Below are 17022 nucleotides of genomic sequence, written 5' to 3' on the forward strand. Positions count from 1 at the left end.
GTGGCGCTGCAACACAGACATAGGCGCTGTGTTTTGCGTAAGGCCTGGCGGAACGCGGCCGGGCTTCGCACACGAAGGCTTCGACTTCGGGGCCACGCGTTCGAAAACTCGAGAGAACAGGAAAGACTAGCCATGACCATTTCGCTGATGCCGCTGCCCTACGCGCACGACGCCCTCGAACCGCACATCTCGAGCAAGACCCTCGAAATCCACCACGGCGCGCACCACAAGACCTACGTCGACAAGCTGAACGCGGCCATCGAAGGCACCGAGAACGCCGGCAAGTCGGTTGAGGAAATCACGAAGTCGGCGTCGGGTGGCCTGTTCAACAACGCGGCGCAGACCTACAACCACGGCTTCTACTGGATGAGCCTGTCGGGTGAGAAGACCGCGCCCAGCGAAAGCCTCGCGGCCGCGATCACCAACGACTTCGGCTCGATGGACGCGCTCCTCGAAGCGCTGACCAACGAAGCGGTCGGCCACTTCGCCAGCGGTTGGGCTTGGCTCGTCGTCGACGCGGGCAAGCTCAAGGTCATCTCGACCCATGACGCGGCCACCGCGATCACCGAGGACGTGAACCCGCTCCTCACCATCGACGTGTGGGAGCACGCCTACTACATCGACCAGATGAACAAGCGTCCGACCTACGTGAAGGCGGTTCTGGAGAACCTCATCAACTGGAAGTTCGCCAGCGACAACTTCGACCGCGGCACGCCCTGGACCTACCCGGCCTGAGGCAGCGCGGAACAATCCGGAAACCGCGCTGCCCGTACCGGCAGGCGCGGGCCGGACCGCATTGAAAAGGGGGCGCTCCCGGCAAGGGGAGCGCCCCCTTTTTCGTGGGCAGGTTTTTCGTGGGCAGGCCGGTCCTGCGGAATTTTCGACGGCAAAAGGCGTGGAAACGGGGCAAGACTGCTGAGGGAAAGGGCGATTTCGCGCACACCGTCGCGGTTCGCAGGGGTAGCCTCGTCGCGGCCTGCGGACAGGGCCATCCTCGTGCCAGGAGTGCCATGCGCGGTTTTCTCGTTTCTGCCTTTTTTCTGTTGGCGAGCGTGACGACATCTGCCCGTGCGGCGCAGGCGGACCTGTGGCAGGGGACGATGGCCTTCACCGCAGCCCCGACGCCGGGACGTGAAGTTGGCGGCGAAGAGCGCAGCGGCGATCAGAACCAGAGCAGCTACGCGCTGCGCCTGCGCATCACGCGCCGGGACGTGCCGCTGGTGGGCCAGATCAGCGCGGAAGTCGAAAGCAACTACCGCCCCGATTATCTGAAACGCGGACCGCAGTCGCGGTTGCGGCTCCATTCCGTTCTTGGGAACGGACCGATCGTGCTGGGCGGAGAAGAGGCTGGGCCCCGTGGTGACACGCTTCGCCTCCGGCTCGACGTGTTCCATGACAAGGTGTGGAGCGTGTGCCGGGCCGAGGATGGCAGCTGCCCGACAGACCCCTCCGGTTTCTTCGAAGGCGAAGTACGCCGCGATGTGACGGTGGGGGCAGGGGCGGTCTATGCCACCCAGCTCAAGGCTTCCGAGCCCGATATCGAACTGCGGCTCGCCGCGAGCGCCAGTCGCCTGTGGTCAAGCCGTGCCGAACGCAACCGTTGGACCCCGCGCGCGCAGGCCAGCGTCCTGGTCGGACCGTTTGGCCCCGGGATTCGGCCCTTCGTTCAGGCCGCCTACGACCTGCGGCTCCATGACAAGCCGTGGTCGGGAATGGACCGCGCGCGGCGCGATCGCAATCTGCAGATCGGGGCAGGGGCGGACCTGGAGGAATGGGTCGGCCACGGGATTGACGCCCTCCAGATCGGTGTCCTCTACTACCGGCGCCGCTCGAACCGGGCGAATGCGGGCTACACGCGCGGCTTTTTCGCCCCGCGCCTCACGCTCGCCCGGCGGTTCTGACAGGTGCCTGTCGTGCGCTACTGGGCCGTGTCCACGTCGCCCGAGCGGTAGGCCAGCGACAGCACCTGTCCAAGGTCCTCACCCGTCCAGTCCGGCTCGGCTTCCAGCCGGGCCAGCAACGCGTGTGCCGCCCTGGCCTGGCTGCCTCCGTGGGGGTTGTAGGCAACCGGCTGGAGATGGCGCAGAGCCCGGTTCCCCTTGCCCAGGCCGATCAGGGTCGTGGCAACATTCATCTGCAGGCTGAGATCGAAGGGGGCCAGTTCGCTTGCGCGTTCAAGCCCCTGCACCGCGAGTTCGGGCGGCTTCACTCCGGCTTCGGCAAAGCTGCGGTAGTAGTAGACCAGAGGCAGCGGGTGGTCATTCTCGATCTTGTTCAACGCCAGGAACGGTGCGCGCGCCGCCTTGAAGGCTTCGGCGTCCGCATCCTCGGCGTCGCGTGCCTTGGCGAAGAGGGCATAGCCCTTCTGGAGGTAGGCGTTGACAGTGCGTGGGTCGGCGGCCAGCGCCCGGTCGGCCGCCGCGATGGCGGCATCGTAGTGGCCCGTGTCGTACTCGGCTTCAGCCAGTTCGGAGAGGACGGCTGGATCATCGGGATATCGGGCCGCGATCTCACGGGCTTCGGGAACGATTTCGGCCGCTGCCTCGCTGTCGACACCACGTCGGCTCTCGATGGTGAGTGGCAGGATCTCGGCCTCACCCTCACGCAGGCGCGTGATCGTCACGGCTACGGCGGGGAGGTTTTCCGGACTCAGATTGAGGGCTGAGATGCGCCGCTGGTCGAGATAATCGTCGAGTTCGTCCTCGAGCGTCTCGAAATCGCCGAAAACCTCCTCGGCTGCCGCGCGCTCTCCGGTACCTTGCGCGATCCTGGTGAGATAGGCGCGCATCTGTCCCTTTCGGGACGGTGTGAAGGTCAGGTAGTGGTAGAGCAACCAGCTGCGGCCATAGAAGGCATCGTAGCCCTTGCCGCGGTGCGCCTCGTAGAGTTCGGGATCGAGCAGGTCCTCGACGGGCACGCTCTTGGCGTTGAACAGTTCGTAGCCGCGGTGCTGCGCGGCGCGACCCATCAGGATGCCGCCGTCGCGCTTGAAGGTGCTGGAGGCGAAGAACTCGGCCGCGCCTTCGCTCATCCAGCGTGGCATGGTCAGGCTCTGCCCGGAGAGCAGGAAGTGGTGCGCGTATTCGTGAAGCAGCGTGATCATGGCCACATCCGGCGTGCCGGACGTTGACTGGAGATTCGGCACGATCGCCAAGGACTTGCCCGCACGCGGAACGTAGAAGCCGTTGACGTACTTGTCGCCGCCCCCGTGGAGGCGGCGTACCTCGTGGCTGCCACTGACCACAAAGATGGTCACCCGATTGGACGGGCTGGGCGCAGGGGCGGTGTCGTCGGTCACCAGCGCCATGGCCTCGTGGAAGCGCTCCAGCCGGGAGGTGAAGGTCTCCAGGTCCTTGGCGCTGTCCTTGGCATAGACCACGAAGTGCGGGCTTGCCGCCTTGTACCAGTCTGCCGCCATGGCCGTGGCTGGAAGAAAAGTGGCGGCCACGCAGGCCGCCAGTGCCAGTTGTTTCATCAGTCCCCCCGGTTGAAGGGAGGTACTAAAGCCTCTGGATCCTTGCTTGGCAAGTGTCTTACCCAGTTAACGCCTTGTAATACATGGCTCGTTCCAGGGGAGTGGGGGCGCCTTCAGCGCGCCCCGATCTTCTCCGGTTCATCGGCCAGCATACGCGTGAGGTCGGTCCGGGCACGGGCCACGCGGCTCTTCATGGTGCCGATCGGACAGCCCGCGATATCGGCCGCCTCCTCGTAGCTGAACCCCGAAGCACCCACCAGCAGGACGGCCTCGCGCCGTTCGGGCGCCAGCTTCTGGAGGGCCGCTTCCATGTCGCCCAGATGCACCGGCCCTTCCTGGTCGGCTTCCATCACCAGCATGCGCTCCATGTCGGCGTCCTCGACGTCGGTCTGGCGCTTGGACTTGCGCAGTTCGGACAGGTAGTGGTTGCGCAGGATCGCGAAGGTCCAGGCGCGCATGTTGGTGCCGACCTGGTAGCGTTCGCGCGCCGTCCAGGCCTTGACCGCGGTCTCCTGGACCAGGTCATCGGCGAAGTCGTGACGGCCGCACAGGCCACGTGCAAAGGCGCGGAGGTGCGGCAGCACCCCCATGAGTTCGCGGCGGAATGCCTCGTCGCCCGAGGTCGGTGTGATGGACTCAGGCATCGTCGCCGTCGTCCAGCTTCTTCAGGAGGTCCTGGAAGCTGTCCGGCAGCGGTTCATCCACCACGGAGTTGTACAGCTTCCTCAATCCACCGGCCCAGCCGGGCTCGCCGTCACGGCGAACCTCCGGCGGGAGACCCGGTGTCTTGCCGGGTTGGCCATTCGATTTGGGGTGGTCCAAAGCTGACTCCTTGCTTCAAAGCTCCTTGCGGCCCGCGGGCGCACCGGTCAAGCCTTGCACGGACAGCGCGCCGCGCAATTTTCCCCCAGCGTGCCGGGCAAGGCGCGCCCGGATCGTTCGTGTCATTCGCGGCGCCCGGGCGGCCTTGACGGGAAGGCCTTCGGGCGGATGAAGCTGCGCGGTGTTGCGCAAATTGCTCTTACTCACGGAACCATTGGGGAGCTGCATGGTTCCCGAATGACGAGTGTCTCGCAAAGTGCCGCCGAATTAGAAGAAATTAATGGGTAGGCTGGAGGCGGGCGGCATGCCATGGCACGGACGAATTCACACCGCATGGAGCGGCCGAGGATCGGCCGGTGCGGATCTCGGGGGTATGTACGGTGGTTGACCAGCCTCTGCTGGACAGGGTCGAAAAGCAGGCATGGTTCCACAAGTATCCGCGTGGCTGGCCGTTCCTCCTTTTCATCATTGCAAGCGTGACGACGGCCGTCTCGGTCATGGCGATCGAGCGTGCGGACCGCGAAACGCGCCGCCTTGCGCTGGAAAGCAGCATGACCGAGGTCTCGTCCGCGCTGCAGCGCCGTGCCACCGAGACGATTGCCTTGCTGCGCGCAGGCAGTGCGCTTTTTGCGACGCAGAAGGAGGTAAGTCAGGAGCAGTTCGCCGAGTTCGTCGGGGACATGCAGCACGAAGGCGATCTCTACGGGTCGCTCGGGATCGGCTGGGCCCCCCTGGTGGAGCGCACAAACCTGCCGGCCTTTGAAGTGGCTGAGGCCGAGGCGGGGCGGGTCGATTTCCTCGTCCATCCGCGCCCGGAGCCGGACGATGAACTGGTGGCGCCCATTGTCTATCTGCGCCCTGCAAGCGCCGCGAACCTGCGCGCGATCGGCTTCGATATGTACTCCGAAGACGTGCGCCGTGCCGCGATGGAAAAGGCGATGGAACTGGGGCGGCCGATTGCCTCGGGCAAGGTTCGTCTGGTCCAGAACAGCCGCGGCGATGATTCGGCCGGGTTCCTGATCTACATGCCCGTTCTCGTCGACACCTGGGGGGGCAAGCGGGTCAAGGGCTTCATCTATTCGCCGTTCGAAGCCAGCGAGTTTCTCGATTCGGCAAGTGAGTTGTTCTCCAGCTCGCGCCTCGAGATGGCGATCTACGACGAGAAGGTGGATCCGGGCAATCTGCTCGCCGAACACCGCGTCGAAGGGACCGACGGACCCATGCTGACCCGGCGCCTCGATGTCGCAGGGCACCACTGGGTGCTGCAGGTGCGCGACAAGAAGGGCGGTCTGCTTTCGCCGCTTTCGCGCATCACGCTGTTCTTCGGTGCGATCGCCTCGCTCATGGTCATGGCGATCGGGCGGCTCATCACCAAGCGCGCGGCCGAAGATCGGCGGGTGCTCGAATGGCTGCGCAGCCAGGCCTCAATCCGGGATTCGCTGACACGTGAACTCAACCACCGGGTGAAGAACACGCTGGCCAATGTCCTGTCCATTGCCGCCCTGACCCGGCGCCGCTCGAAAGATATCGACGACTTCACCGACAGCCTGACCGCGCGCATCCGGGCGCTGTCGGCCACGCATGACCTGCTCTCGCAATCGGACTGGGGCTTCGCGGCTCTGGGCGATGTCGTGGCCTCCGAGCTGGCGCCTTACATGGAAGGGAGCGAGAGCCATGTCGAGATGTCGGGCCCCGACATCAAGCTTGCGCCCAACGATGCGATGTCGCTGGGCCTCGCCATCCATGAGCTGGCGACCAATGCGGCCAAATACGGTGCGCTCAGTGTCGGCGAAGGGCGGGTTCACGTCGACTGGGCTCTCATCAGCCATGACCTGGCCACGATCCGTTGGCGCGAGGAGGGCGGCCCGCCGGTGACCGAGCCGGTCAAGCGCGGGTTCGGGCGCGATCTCATCGAGAAGATCGTGGCGCACGAGTTGAAGTCCCAGGTCAATCTCGAGTTCAAGCCCGGCGGCGTCGAGTGCGAACTCAAGGTACCGGTGCGTGTCTCGCGCGACTTCGTTCTGCGCAGCCATTAGTCGGAGGCGGTGTGGCGGAAAAATTCGGCTGCGCACCGCTTCTCCATCGTTTTCAGATATATAGTCTATCTCTAGGTGTTTTCCCGAGGATTGCTTTCGGGGCTTGGTAATGCTGCAGCGCAAAAGCGGGTGTCGCGTTGCCCTTAAATCTGAGACACGACGCGTTCGGGGATATTTTTTGCCCTTAATTATGAGATTCCACTGCCATCGCGCCTATGCTTTTCGCGCGCTGCCGGGCGATGTAAACAACCGCGGCAAGCAGACGTGGCTCCTTATCGAAGGCGCGCAATAGAGCAACCCTTGCATAGTCGTCGATGCCGGAGCTTGAGATGGCCGCTTTGACCAGTGGACGGGATTGGGCTGCATCAATTGCAGCAAGGCCAAACAGCCTTACTTCCAGCCTGTGGCCCTGAAGAGCGTATAACGGATCTCCGCGGAAGGCCTTTAATGATATGGCAAAGGTGACCGCGCGCATTGCGCGCCGAAATTGCTTGGAGCTGCGTAATCGCGCGGCGTATTCAAGCCGCGCGGCGCCGTTGCGCGCACGATTTATCAGCTTTTCGGGCATCTGTTCGCCACTGGCCTTGCCGAGCGTCGGCACAAGTCTCGTCCCACAAACCTGGCAGTCGAATGCCCAGGCTCGCCTCCAATGCTTGAGCGAAAGGCCCTCTCTGGAACATTGCAGGCAATGCTGGAATGGTATCTGGGCCGTCAGCGAGGCTTCTCGTGTCGTCATTGCTGGGAAGGTCAAAGATCGCACAACATCTGGGTCAATCCGTGCGGCGTTGGCAATCTTCGCCGCCGCAGCCGCGTCGACGTTGAAGTTCAAGGCGGTGCCATGCGCGGTATCGATTCTGAGATGAGCCAGTAGTTCCGCATCATCACAGTAGTTGGCCGCCGCCAGCCTAGACAACCAACCTGACAACAACTCGTCGGGCAGCGGCGCGACAGTCTTGGGCAGCGGGTGCGGCTTCACACCCCGGACTTCTCGAGCCGCCGATGGGGGTTCGCATGGCGCGACCAAACCGGCGTCCATTTTGCGATTGCGTCATCGGTGATGCATTCATCACCTGTGACAATGGCGTCGATGGAAAGATCCTTGATCAGGGCGAAGATGCGCGAGGTCACCCCGCCGGTCAGCGCAAGTATCTGCTTTAGTGACTTGACCTTCAGATTGGATTTCTTCTCGAGGGGCATTGCCGCGATGAGTGTCTGGATCATGTCCGAGAACTCGGCGTCGTCGCGCCAGTTTGGAAGGTGATGTTCGTCCAGCCGCCTGGCAAGCTGGATATCACCACGGATGGCATCGACGGCCTCGCTGACCCCCAGGCAGACCAGCGACACTTCGAGTTCATTGCTGAGATACCGCAGAACATTGAGAAAGCGGCGCTGTTCGCGGTGGGTCCCGGCCAAGAGGTTGTGGACTTCGTCGATCATGATCATCCGCAGGCCAAGGTCGCGCAAGAGCGCGACGACACGGACTTCGAGGGAGGCCACATTTTGAGCGCGCGCGCTCAGTGCCGTGGCCGGTGCCCCGACGGTCGCCAGGATGTGCAGATAGAACCGTCGTTCGTCGGGAGCTGGTGGTGCTTGTAACAGTAACAGCGGCGTTCGCGTAATTCCCGATGCTGGGTCATATTCCGGTGCATATCTGCGCGAAAGATTGCGGGCGATCATCGTCTTTCCGATCCCGGACGCGCCATGCACAAGAAGGCCAGGCATACGGGTTTGCCTTGGCGCTTCGATCATACACTGCAAACGGTCCAGAACTTGTTCGGCCCGCGGAAAGCCAATCCAGATATCCGATTGAATGAGGGTGATCCGACCGTCTTCCTCTGTTTTTCCTGCCCTCAATTCACCATCTCTCCACCTTGAACAATGGGCGCGATGTATCACCCGTATCGATCGCGCGCAGCCCTTCGGTTGTTGAGACGGCCGAGTTGGCGCCCTCCAATGTCCCTTTTCTTTCACGGGATCGGCGTTCGGCCCTCGTCAGGCTCCGGCTTTCAGACTCGATTTGGCGTTGCTGTCGGATCAGCTCAGCCAGGACCAGCTCATTGGACCCGGACTTGCCAAGGGCACGGGCATTCCTCATGGCTTCGCGATATTCCCAGAGCGACACAGGCGGAATTTCCAGGTTTCGGTACCGAGCTTCGACGTATCGGTCATTATCCAGTTCGACCCAGATCACCGAGAGGTCGCGAGGGTCGTAGCGGACGACCACCTTTCCATCCCCGCGCCCGATGTGGCCTGCAAGCGCATCGGACCAGTACCGTATCTGGAACAGATGGATGCCGTCACGCCTGACCTTGCGCAGTTCACTTGGCAGAAAGCTCACCCGAAAGGCTTCAATCTCGAAGGGGATATCGCCCATCATTTGCTCTGAGAGCGCCTCCCATTTGGCAACGGGCGTGCAGCCAAGACTTGAATGAATGCTGTTGTTGTAGCGGCAGATTTCCAGAGCAAACCAGCGATCGAAGTCGCTTAAGGTCATCGTGGCCATGCCCTCGGCGTCATAGTCGCCCTTGGCCACGACCGAGGATTGCGTTGTTCCAGGCAACAGGTGCACGGCCCCCATCATCGTGCCGATCAATCGTTCGATGTGCCCTCCGAAATGAGGACTGCCTGGCGGCCGATAGACCAGATCGATCCCCCATTCTGCACATGCCGACCGAAAGGCATGCGACCGGAAATCGCGCCCGTTATCGACGTGGATGCTATGCGGTTTACCCTGCGCGGGCCAAGGAACATTGCGCACCAATTCCGCCAGAAGTTCCGCCTTGGGGGCCACAGCCTGTGTCAGGCAAAGCGCCACCGACAGACGCGAAGGTGCCTCGAGAGAGGTGTAATATCCGGTCACCATCCGCGTTGCGACGTCGATCGCCAGCGTGACCCAAGGCCGCCCAATTGGTTTGCGTTCAAAACTGTCGACGAGAATGATGTCCGCAGGCGTATGGTCGATTTGCACGACCTCCAGTGGCCGGTTTGCCTTGTTGTCGCCTACGACCGGCGCAAATTTCTGGCGGGCCGCCTTTGCGCCTTCGCGTGCCTTGGCAATTTCACGGGCATCCATTGCATCCAGCCTGCGCTGAACCGTCCGACGTGTCGGCGGTTGCAAGCCCTGCTGCCAGCACGCGCTTCGGATTTCTGTCACGATGCGCGACAGGCTTGGGCGTTCCCGCCGTAAGAAATAACGGCGAAGATGTTCTTCGATCACCGCTTCCACCTTGCCGGATATCAAGGTTGTACCAGTCGGGCGGCCCCGTTTCCGAGAAGCCAGCGCGCTGGTGCGCCCACCCTCTTCGGCCAGACGCTTTATCCAGCGCCAGACAGTCGCCCTGCTGACACCAAGCTCCCAAACGGCGTCATTGATGCCACTTTCCAGACTGCCAGTTCCTTTGAGATATGCCTGAACAAGCGGACGCAGAACGGCCGCCCTGCGCGCCTCCTCAGCACCAGCGGCAACGAAGTCTTCGCGATCATCATCCATCAATATTTGCCACACGAAGCTGCGAACCCTGTCTCAGGTTTAAGGGCAAAAATATCGGATTTAAAGGCAAAATATCATATTTAAGGGCAAAGCAAGGCCGTTGATTTCGTTGGATTTCTCATCTCACAATTAAGGGCTACGCGACAGCGGGTCGCAGCCGCAACCAGAGCCGAAAACAGGACCAGAAGGAAAACGAAAGATGGGTTGCACCACCAGGGCCAGCCGTTGGCTTGCGCAGGCGGACGAGATCGCGCTTGTCTGCAGCGATGCCGAGACCTCGCAGCAGGGCGCGTGCCTTGTGGCGATGATGCAGTTCCTGCGCGGGCACCAGGGCCTGGATGCGACGGCGGAGGCGCGCGCCGCGCGGTTTCTCTCCGTGGACGCGTATGCCGATGCGGCGTTGGCGCTGTTGCCGGCGCGCTGCGCGTCGATGATCTCGCAGGCGGGCCGTGGCGAGCTCGCCTGCGCGAGCGTACGGCTCGATGGGCGCGGTGACCCGGAGGCGACCGCGACGGCGCGCACGCCTGCGCTCGCACTCGTCGCCGCCTATGCGCAGGCGCTGGTCGAGGCGGAGCTGTCGCTCGCGGCCTGAGGCAGTCCGTCTGCGGACATGAAAAAAGGGGCCGTCCTTCTGGGACGGCCCCTTTTTGCAGGAACGTGGAAGCGGGAAACTCAGCCCAGGGGCTTGCTCGAACCGAAGAACAGCGCCTGGCTGATCGCGGCGCGCACCGTCGCCTCCTTGAAGGGTTTGGTCACCAGGTAGGTGGGCTCCGGGCGTTCGCCGGTGAGCAGGCGTTCGGGGTAGGCGGTGATGAAGATCACCGGCACGTCACCGAACTTGAGCAGGTCTTCCACCGCGTCGATCCCCGAGCTGCCGTCGGCCAGCTGAATGTCGGCGAGGACGAGCCCGGCGGGTTCGCGCTCGAACATTTCAAGCGCCTGCGTGCGCGTGGCCGCCGTGCCCACAACCGTGTGCCCCACGTCCGAGACCAGGCTTTCGAGCTGCATCGAGATCAGGGGCTCATCCTCGATGATGAGGACGCGGGTCGCGCTCTCACCTTCGATCTCGGCGATGGCCTGAGCGATCAGGGCGTCGACGGCCTCGGGCGTGACGTCGAGGATCGCGGCGGTGTCCTCGCGGCTGAATTCCTCCACCGTGTTGAGGAGCAGGGCCTGGCGGTGGGTCGGGGCAATCGTCGAGAGGCGCGCCTGGGCGGCCTGCTCGTGACGGTTCTCGGCAAGGTCTGCGCCCAGTTCACCTTCGACGTGGCCGGTCGTCCAGATCCGCGTGAAGGCACCATAAAGGGCCGCGCGGCTTTGCGCGATGGCGTTGCGCAACTCGGTATCGGCCAGCGCCGCCTCGAGCGTTGCGCGCACGTAGGTATCGCCCGACTGCTGGGAGCCGGTGAGCGCACGTGCATAGCGGCGTAGGTAGGGAAGCTGCAGTGCGATCTGATCTGAGACGGACATCCGTATTCCTCGTCCTTGCAATCTGTATTGTCAGTGTACCCGTCCTTGCTCCCCGAACAGGGGGGCGTCGTCGGGTGCGGCGCGATCGGGCAGGGGCTGTACCGGAGTGGGTGTCCGGGGCCTTTCCCGAGCCAGTTTTGGCGCGCGGACCTTGATCAAGGTCTGGCGCGGAGCCGGCCTGAGAGCAACATCAAAATTTTTCCTCCGTGCGACCAATTCCGGGAACCAATTTCCGGAAGCGGCGTTACGCCTGTGTTGCCGCCGGAAACCACCCCCACCCCCCCCGCGATCCGGCGTCAACCTGATCCCAAGAGGCCTCCGATCACGACCGTGATCGGAGGCCTCAAAGTTTGGGCGCGGCATATGTTCCCAAGCTCGTACGATTTTTTGAAGGCGTACCGCAGTTGCGCGGTGCAAACTCCATTCATCGCACGCAAAGGGCATTTCGTCGCCGTGAGGCTCTCCTATGTGTGCATTCCGGAACTTTTCGCGCGCGCATCACGTTGGCCTCACAACGGAATTCAACGGAGGGTAATCCAGATGACCGCACAGCTGAGCGAAGCCGGCGAAACCACGGCGCTTACGGACGGGGAGTTCAAGCGCGCGCTTGCCGACGTCGCACCGCACCTGCGTGCCTTTGCGCGGGGCCTTTGTGGCAACCGCGACCGCGCCGACGATTTGGCGCAGGAAGCCATGCTGCGGGCCTGGGCCGCACGTGAACGCTATGCGGCAGGCACCAACTTCAAGGCCTGGACCTTCACGATCCTGCGCAACCACTTCTATTCCGAAGCGCGCCGCGCGCGCTTCCATGGCGAGTACGACGAACTGGCCGCCGAACGCATCCTGCGCACCGATGCAACCCAGGAGAGCGCCATCGAACTGGCCGATGTCCTGCGTGCTCTGGAGGCGATCCCGGCCAACTACCGTGAAGCGCTGATCCTGGTGGCTGCGGGCAATCTTTCCTACGAGGAAATCGCGAGCATCTGCGACATTGCGCTGGGAACGGTGAAAAGCCGGATCTGCCGCGCGCGCGCCATGCTTTCCAAGATCATCGAGTCGGGCCAGCTGCCGGACTCGCGCCACGAATTCGTGCTCACCGGCGAGGCCATCGACGCCTTCTTCGCCGAGTTGGGCAAGGTTTCCAACGTCGAGGAGCTGCGCCGCATCGCGGCCTGATCTCCCACTCATTCGGTGTGCCCTCTTTGAGGGGGCTCCCCCCAGCCGGACCCTGATCGTACCATGCCCCACGCGGCCAATATCCTGATCGTCGAAGACGAATTTCTGCTCGCCCTGCAGCTTGAAGATATCCTCATGGATGGCGGCCACGCCGTGGTCGGAACCGTCAGCGAGCGGTCTGCGCTGGATGCGCTGGCACAGAACCAGGTGCGGCCGGACATCGCCCTTGTCGATCTCAATCTGCGCGACGGGCTGACCGGGCCGGAAGTGGCGCGCGACTTGTGCGACAAGTTCGGGGCGCATGTCATCTACGTCACGGCCAACCCGGCGCAGATCGGCAATCCGGCGTCGCGTGCAGTGGGGGTGGTCCAGAAGCCATTCGGACCGGAAGCGATCCTCGCGGCCATCCGCTACGTCCTGGATGGGTGTCCGGAGACGTCGCGTCCGGCCGGGCTCGACAAGCTTTCGATGGCTTCGCGTTAGGCGCGGGATAATCCAGTTTTTGAGAAAGGGCGCTGTTCCGAGAGGGACGGCGCCCTTTTTCGTGCGTTGGGCGTGGAGGGGAGCTTGCTGCGTCTGGCATTGCCAGAGAGCGGGGCAGGATAGGGGACTGCAGTGCCCCAGCCATGAAAAAGGCCTCTTCCGCATGACGAAAGAGGCCTCCTCTCAGGAGCGATCCCGGCGGGGGGATGACGGTTCGCTCTCTCTCCCGATGGTACGGGGCGAGTGCGGTGGGAGTGTGCGCTCGCCCGGTGTCCGTGTGGCTTACTCGCGCTCGTCGCCCGGACCCTGGTCCTCGGCGAGTTCCAGTTCCTTGGGCTTGCGCTTCTCGAAGACCTTGGCGATCTTGGCTTCGGTCTCGGCGCTGAGGCCTTCGGCGGCGGCGGGGAACATGTCCTCCTCCTCCTCCTCGATATGGTGCAGGTAGCGATGGCGCATGTCCTTGAAGGTCATCAGCCAGGCGTTGCTGCTCATGTCGGTGTCGGCCAGCTCGGCGAGGAAATCGTCGATCTCCTTGTGTTCGGCGACCGAGTGGCGCGCTTCGTCGCGCAGCTTGGGGTCGGCGAGCATGGCCGCGTAAAGCGATTCCTCTTCAGCGGCGGCGTGAGCCTGCAGTTCCTTGCTGAGCGCGGCGAAGAGCGTGCGGCGCTCCTCGCTGTCACCGTGCGTTTCGCCGAGCTTGGCCAGCATGTCGCGGTGACGGTCGTGGTCGGCCTTGAGATCGGCGAAGATCCGTGCGTCTGCCATGGGGCGTCTCCAAATCCTGTGGTTGTCGGTTTTGCCGATAACAACGGGCAGGAGACGCTTTTGTTTCCCGGAAATACGCCTTTTTAGCGGTGTTCGGCGCTGGCGCGTGCAATGGCCGAGCGCAGGTCACGCTCGCCATAGGGCTTGGTTACCACGGGGACGCCGGTGAAGTTGCCTTCGGGCAGCGTACGCTCGCCATAGCCACTGGCGAAGATGAAGGCGATGCCCCTTTCGCGCAGCGCTTCGGCGATCGGCGCGCTGGTGTCCTTGCCCAGGTTGATGTCGAGCATGGCAAAGGCGATCTCGGTGTGCTCAAGGATATCCATCGCGGCCGCCACCGACCCCGCCACGCGGCAATCGGCAAAGCCACAGGCGCGCATGTGGTCCTCGGCTTCCATCGCGATGATGACATTGTCCTCGACGATAAGCGCGGCGCCTTCGGGCAGTTGCGCGCGAAGGTCGGTTCCCTCCGGCACCTCGACCACGCCCTGGCGCGGGTCCGCACCGGGTGTTTCGAACGTTGCGACATGCTCATTGGGAATGAGGAAGAAGGCCTGCATTCCGGCCTCGGGGTAGATCACCGAGGCGCTGCCGCCCAGTTCGTGCGGGATCGTGCGCTCGATGATGGTCGAGCCGAAGCCGCGCCGGGTGGGCGGGGTAACCGGCGGACCGTCCTCCTCGCGCCAGTCGATCTCCAGAGCACCATCGTCGCTGCGGGCGATGGTGACATGGACCGTGCCCTGGCTGTCCGAAAGCGCCCCGTACTTGCACGAGTTGGTCATCAGCTCGTGAATGACCAACGCGAGGGTGGTGAAGGCGCTGGGGGCGATCAGGGCATCGGGCCCCTCGATCACGACGCGGTCCGTGCTGTGGCTGGCGTAGGCGGCCGTTTCGGTGCGGATGAGGTCGTAGAAGGAGGACGGGCGCCAGTCCTTCTCGGTCACCTGGTCGTGCGCGCGGGCGAGGGCATGGATGCGGCTGCCCACGATCTCGGCGAACTCGTCGATGGTGCTGGCGCCGTCCTTGCTCTGCGAGACCAGGCCTCGGATGAGGTTGAGGATGTTGCGCACGCGGTGGTTGAGTTCCGCGATCAGCATATCCTGCTGCTGGCTCGCCTGCTCGCGCTGGGCGTGGGCGGCGTCCGACATGCGCAGGACGACTTCCAGGAGCGTGATGCGCAGCGATTCCGCCGCAGCCGTCTCTTCCTCGGTCCAGGGGCGTGAATAGCCGCGGCGCTCTTCCTTCCAGAGGTCGAAGCTCTTGCGCGGGGTGAGGCGCGCGCCATTCGGGCCGAGCTCGACCGACTTCTCCGGATTGCCCGCCCAGTGCACCTCGCGCAGCTGCTCCTTGCGGAACAGGACGATGTAGTCGCGCGGGGAGCGGCTGACGGGAAGGGCCATGACGCCCGCGGCCTTGTCGGCCCATTCGCGCGCGGGCTCGAAGATGGAGGTGATGTTGTCGGTCGCCCACACGGTGCTGGCGCCCGCGGTGTTGAGGAAGCGGGCGAGCTGGCCGAACTGGGCGCGGGTCGGGGTGAGGCCGTCGGCCATGAATTCGCCGTCGACCCAGCCGATGGCACCGTCAAAGCCGATCACCCGTCCGATCGACTCGCTGAAGTCGCCAAAGGCGTCGAGCAGCGAGCCGCCACCGGCGACCCGGCTCATGATCTCGTCATGCAGCTTCATCGAATCGCCGCGGCGTTCGAAGGCCGCGTCGGTTTCCTTCTGCTCGAGAAGGTAGGCGAAGAACTCGCCGAACAGCTCCGCTGCCGTGCGCACCGAGTAGGACAGGCGCAGCGGGCTGTAGTGATGGCAGGCCATCAGGCCCCACAGCTTGCCCCGGCGCATGATCGAGACCGACATCGAGGCCTTGACCCCCATGTTGCGCAGGTACTCGATGTGGATCGGGGAGACCGCGCGCAGGCCCGACATCGAAAGGTCGAGCGGATCGCCTGTCGGTCCCGTGGCGGGAATGACCGGCACGGTGGGATCGTCGATGTCGGTGATGATGCGCAGCAGGTTGCGGGTGTAAAGCTTGCGTGCCTGCTTGGGGATGTCCGATGCGGGAAAGTGCAGGCCCTTGAAACTGTCGACAAGGCCGTTGAGGCTCTCGGCGATGACTTCGCCGGCACCTTCCTCGGAGAAGCGGTAGACCATGACCCGGTCGAAGCCGGTGAGGCCGCGCAAGTGGCGCGCCGCGCTTGCGCACAGCTTCTCGATCGATTCGGTCTGGCGCATGCGCTCGATCATCGGACGCACGTAGGAAACGAAGTCGCGGCGACGCCCGCTTTCGTGCTCCTCGATCTCGACCACGAAGGAGCGGCCCGAGGTGTGCACGGCAAGGTCGAAGAGGCGCCCGTCGTTCAGGAGGTCGACCTCGAAGATGCGTTCGACCGTGTTCGAGGAGCCCAGGATCTGCAGGCGCGAGCGGATGTCGTGCATCGCGCTGGGCGAAAGGAACTGCGCGGCGTTGAGGCCGATCAGGTCCTGCGCGCTCTGCCCGAACAGGGCATCGCAGTTGCGCGAGGCATGGTTGATGATCCAGTCGCTCGAGAACGAGATCAGCCAGCCGAAACTCTGGATCCGTCCAATGATGTGGATCGGTTCCAGGTCGCAGGTGGAGAGGTCGACTTGGTGTTGGTCTTCAGCCATCGGCGCGAGGTGTCTCCATGTTCGACCCGACGGCGAAGGCGGTCTCGAAGTGAGCGAATGTGGCAAGGGCGGCGGCTTCGACCGCACGCTCTTCGGACGGGCCGAAGCTGCGCGCGCGCGCCCAGGTGTTGAGGGCCTTCCAGACGGCGTGGCCGGTATCGTCTTCCATGTAGCGCGAAGGCAGTCCCGTCTCGCGGCCATGGTAGCCTTCGGCGCGGATCACCGCGTTGCCCAGACGCGAGCCGGCGATCACATAGGCCACGCCTGCGCCGCCGCAAGGGGCGTGAACGCAGGCATCGGGTTCGGGGGCCGGAAGGGCCGACATGGACAGGCCGCGTTCGGCAAGGTCGGCGGCGAGCATGGCGGGAAAGTCCGGGCAGGGCATGTCGAGCTCTTCCTCGACGAAACGGCGGAACGGCGCATCGAGGCCCTTCAGGGCCACGGCGTGGGCCGCAAGAAAGCGCGCGCAATCGTCCGCAGCGCCCAGGTCAAGGGCGCCGAAGGCCGCATCGAGCCGGTCGTGCGAGGCTCGTGTCACTGCGCGCAGCTGGCTCAGCATGAAGAAGTCTTTCGGGCCTTTGTCATGAACGTCGGGAAATCCATTGCACGATCGAATAGTTGAACCGCCACCATTTGCAAGGAGCGCTAAGTGAG

At 63.8% G+C, this 17022-nt stretch carries 16 protein-coding genes; 6 read left to right on the top strand and 10 right to left on the bottom strand.

Going from position 1 to position 17022, the window contains the following annotated elements; genetic code table 11:
• The first annotated feature begins 132 nt into the window (after positions 1-132).
• Both HT578_RS19190 and HT578_RS19195 read left to right on the top strand, forming a co-directional pair.
• Positions 133-735, top strand: a complete 603-nt coding sequence (locus HT578_RS19190) for a superoxide dismutase (protein WP_213501103.1) — start codon at positions 133-135, stop codon at positions 733-735.
• Between the two features lie 317 nt (positions 736-1052).
• Positions 1053-1901, top strand: coding sequence for a hypothetical protein (locus HT578_RS19195; RefSeq protein ID WP_213501104.1), 849 nt, complete (start codon positions 1053-1055; stop codon positions 1899-1901).
• Between the two features lie 17 nt (positions 1902-1918).
• Here the strand turns inward: HT578_RS19195 and HT578_RS19200 are convergent, their stop codons facing one another.
• The 3 genes from HT578_RS19200 to HT578_RS19210 all read right to left on the bottom strand — a co-directional run bounded on the left by HT578_RS19200 (position 1919) and on the right by HT578_RS19210 (position 4297).
• Entirely contained in the window at positions 1919-3475 is a 1557-nt protein-coding gene (locus tag HT578_RS19200; RefSeq protein ID WP_213501105.1) for a DUF1570 domain-containing protein, read from the bottom strand.
• Positions 3476-3588: 113 nt separating this feature from the next.
• A complete protein-coding gene (locus HT578_RS19205) occupies positions 3589-4119 on the bottom strand; it encodes a sigma-70 family RNA polymerase sigma factor (RefSeq protein ID WP_213501106.1) in 531 nt (176 codons plus the stop codon).
• A complete protein-coding gene (locus tag HT578_RS19210) occupies positions 4112-4297 on the bottom strand; it encodes a NepR family anti-sigma factor (protein WP_039388108.1) in 186 nt (61 codons plus the stop codon). The genes HT578_RS19205 and HT578_RS19210 overlap by 8 nt, the downstream gene beginning before the upstream one ends.
• 380 nt (positions 4298-4677) lie before the next feature.
• On the opposite strand from HT578_RS19210, the gene HT578_RS19215 reads away from it, so the two are divergent.
• Positions 4678-6333: a CHASE domain-containing protein gene (locus HT578_RS19215; RefSeq protein WP_213501107.1), complete on the top strand. Its 1656-nt coding sequence runs from the start codon at positions 4678-4680 to the stop codon at positions 6331-6333.
• A 184-nt stretch (positions 6334-6517) separates the two neighbouring features.
• Here the strand turns inward: HT578_RS19215 and HT578_RS19220 are convergent, their stop codons facing one another.
• Genes HT578_RS19220 through HT578_RS19230 form a run of 3 tightly spaced genes read right to left on the bottom strand, consistent with a single transcriptional unit; the run spans position 6518 to position 9823 of the window.
• Complete coding sequence (locus HT578_RS19220; protein ID WP_008335465.1) at positions 6518-7309, bottom strand: TniQ family protein; 792 nt, start codon at positions 7307-7309, stop codon at positions 6518-6520.
• Positions 7306-8187: a TniB family NTP-binding protein gene (locus HT578_RS19225; protein WP_024099410.1), complete on the bottom strand. Its 882-nt coding sequence runs from the start codon at positions 8185-8187 to the stop codon at positions 7306-7308. The genes HT578_RS19220 and HT578_RS19225 overlap by 4 nt, the downstream gene beginning before the upstream one ends.
• Position 8188: 1 nt before the next feature.
• On the bottom strand, positions 8189-9823 hold the full coding sequence (locus HT578_RS19230; protein ID WP_024099411.1) for a Mu transposase C-terminal domain-containing protein: 1635 nt from the start codon (positions 9821-9823) through the stop codon (positions 8189-8191).
• Between the two features lie 199 nt (positions 9824-10022).
• On the opposite strand from HT578_RS19230, the gene HT578_RS19235 reads away from it, so the two are divergent.
• Positions 10023-10415, top strand: a complete 393-nt coding sequence (locus HT578_RS19235; protein ID WP_213501108.1) for a hypothetical protein — start codon at positions 10023-10025, stop codon at positions 10413-10415.
• A gap of 80 nt (positions 10416-10495) precedes the next feature.
• Here the strand turns inward: HT578_RS19235 and HT578_RS19240 are convergent, their stop codons facing one another.
• On the bottom strand, positions 10496-11293 hold the full coding sequence (locus tag HT578_RS19240; protein ID WP_039388105.1) for a response regulator: 798 nt from the start codon (positions 11291-11293) through the stop codon (positions 10496-10498).
• A gap of 540 nt (positions 11294-11833) precedes the next feature.
• On the opposite strand from HT578_RS19240, the gene HT578_RS19245 reads away from it, so the two are divergent.
• Positions 11834-12469 (top strand): sigma-70 family RNA polymerase sigma factor, encoded by a 636-nt coding sequence (locus HT578_RS19245; RefSeq protein WP_052321915.1) that lies wholly within the window; start codon positions 11834-11836, stop codon positions 12467-12469.
• A gap of 63 nt (positions 12470-12532) precedes the next feature.
• On the top strand, positions 12533-12952 hold the full coding sequence (locus HT578_RS19250; RefSeq protein ID WP_213501109.1) for a response regulator: 420 nt from the start codon (positions 12533-12535) through the stop codon (positions 12950-12952).
• A 282-nt stretch (positions 12953-13234) separates the two neighbouring features.
• Here the strand turns inward: HT578_RS19250 and HT578_RS19255 are convergent, their stop codons facing one another.
• The 3 genes from HT578_RS19255 to HT578_RS19265 all read right to left on the bottom strand — a co-directional run bounded on the left by HT578_RS19255 (position 13235) and on the right by HT578_RS19265 (position 16927).
• On the bottom strand, positions 13235-13717 hold the full coding sequence (locus HT578_RS19255; RefSeq protein WP_213501110.1) for a hemerythrin domain-containing protein: 483 nt from the start codon (positions 13715-13717) through the stop codon (positions 13235-13237).
• 83 nt (positions 13718-13800) lie between these two features.
• Positions 13801-16368 carry an HWE histidine kinase domain-containing protein gene (locus HT578_RS19260; RefSeq protein ID WP_213501111.1) on the bottom strand — a complete coding sequence of 856 codons (2568 nt, stop codon included), beginning with the start codon at positions 16366-16368 and terminating at the stop codon, positions 13801-13803.
• The gene (locus HT578_RS19265) at positions 16361-16927 is read right to left on the bottom strand and encodes a biliverdin-producing heme oxygenase (RefSeq protein WP_213501112.1); all 567 of its coding nucleotides are present in this window, start codon (positions 16925-16927) and stop codon (positions 16361-16363) included. Before HT578_RS19265 ends, HT578_RS19260 begins: the two co-directional genes overlap by 8 nt.
• Positions 16928-17022: the final 95 nt, after the last annotated feature.

The organism is Novosphingobium decolorationis (assembly GCF_018417475.1).
In the GTDB taxonomy this organism is placed as follows: Bacteria; Pseudomonadota; Alphaproteobacteria; order Sphingomonadales; family Sphingomonadaceae; genus Novosphingobium; species Novosphingobium decolorationis.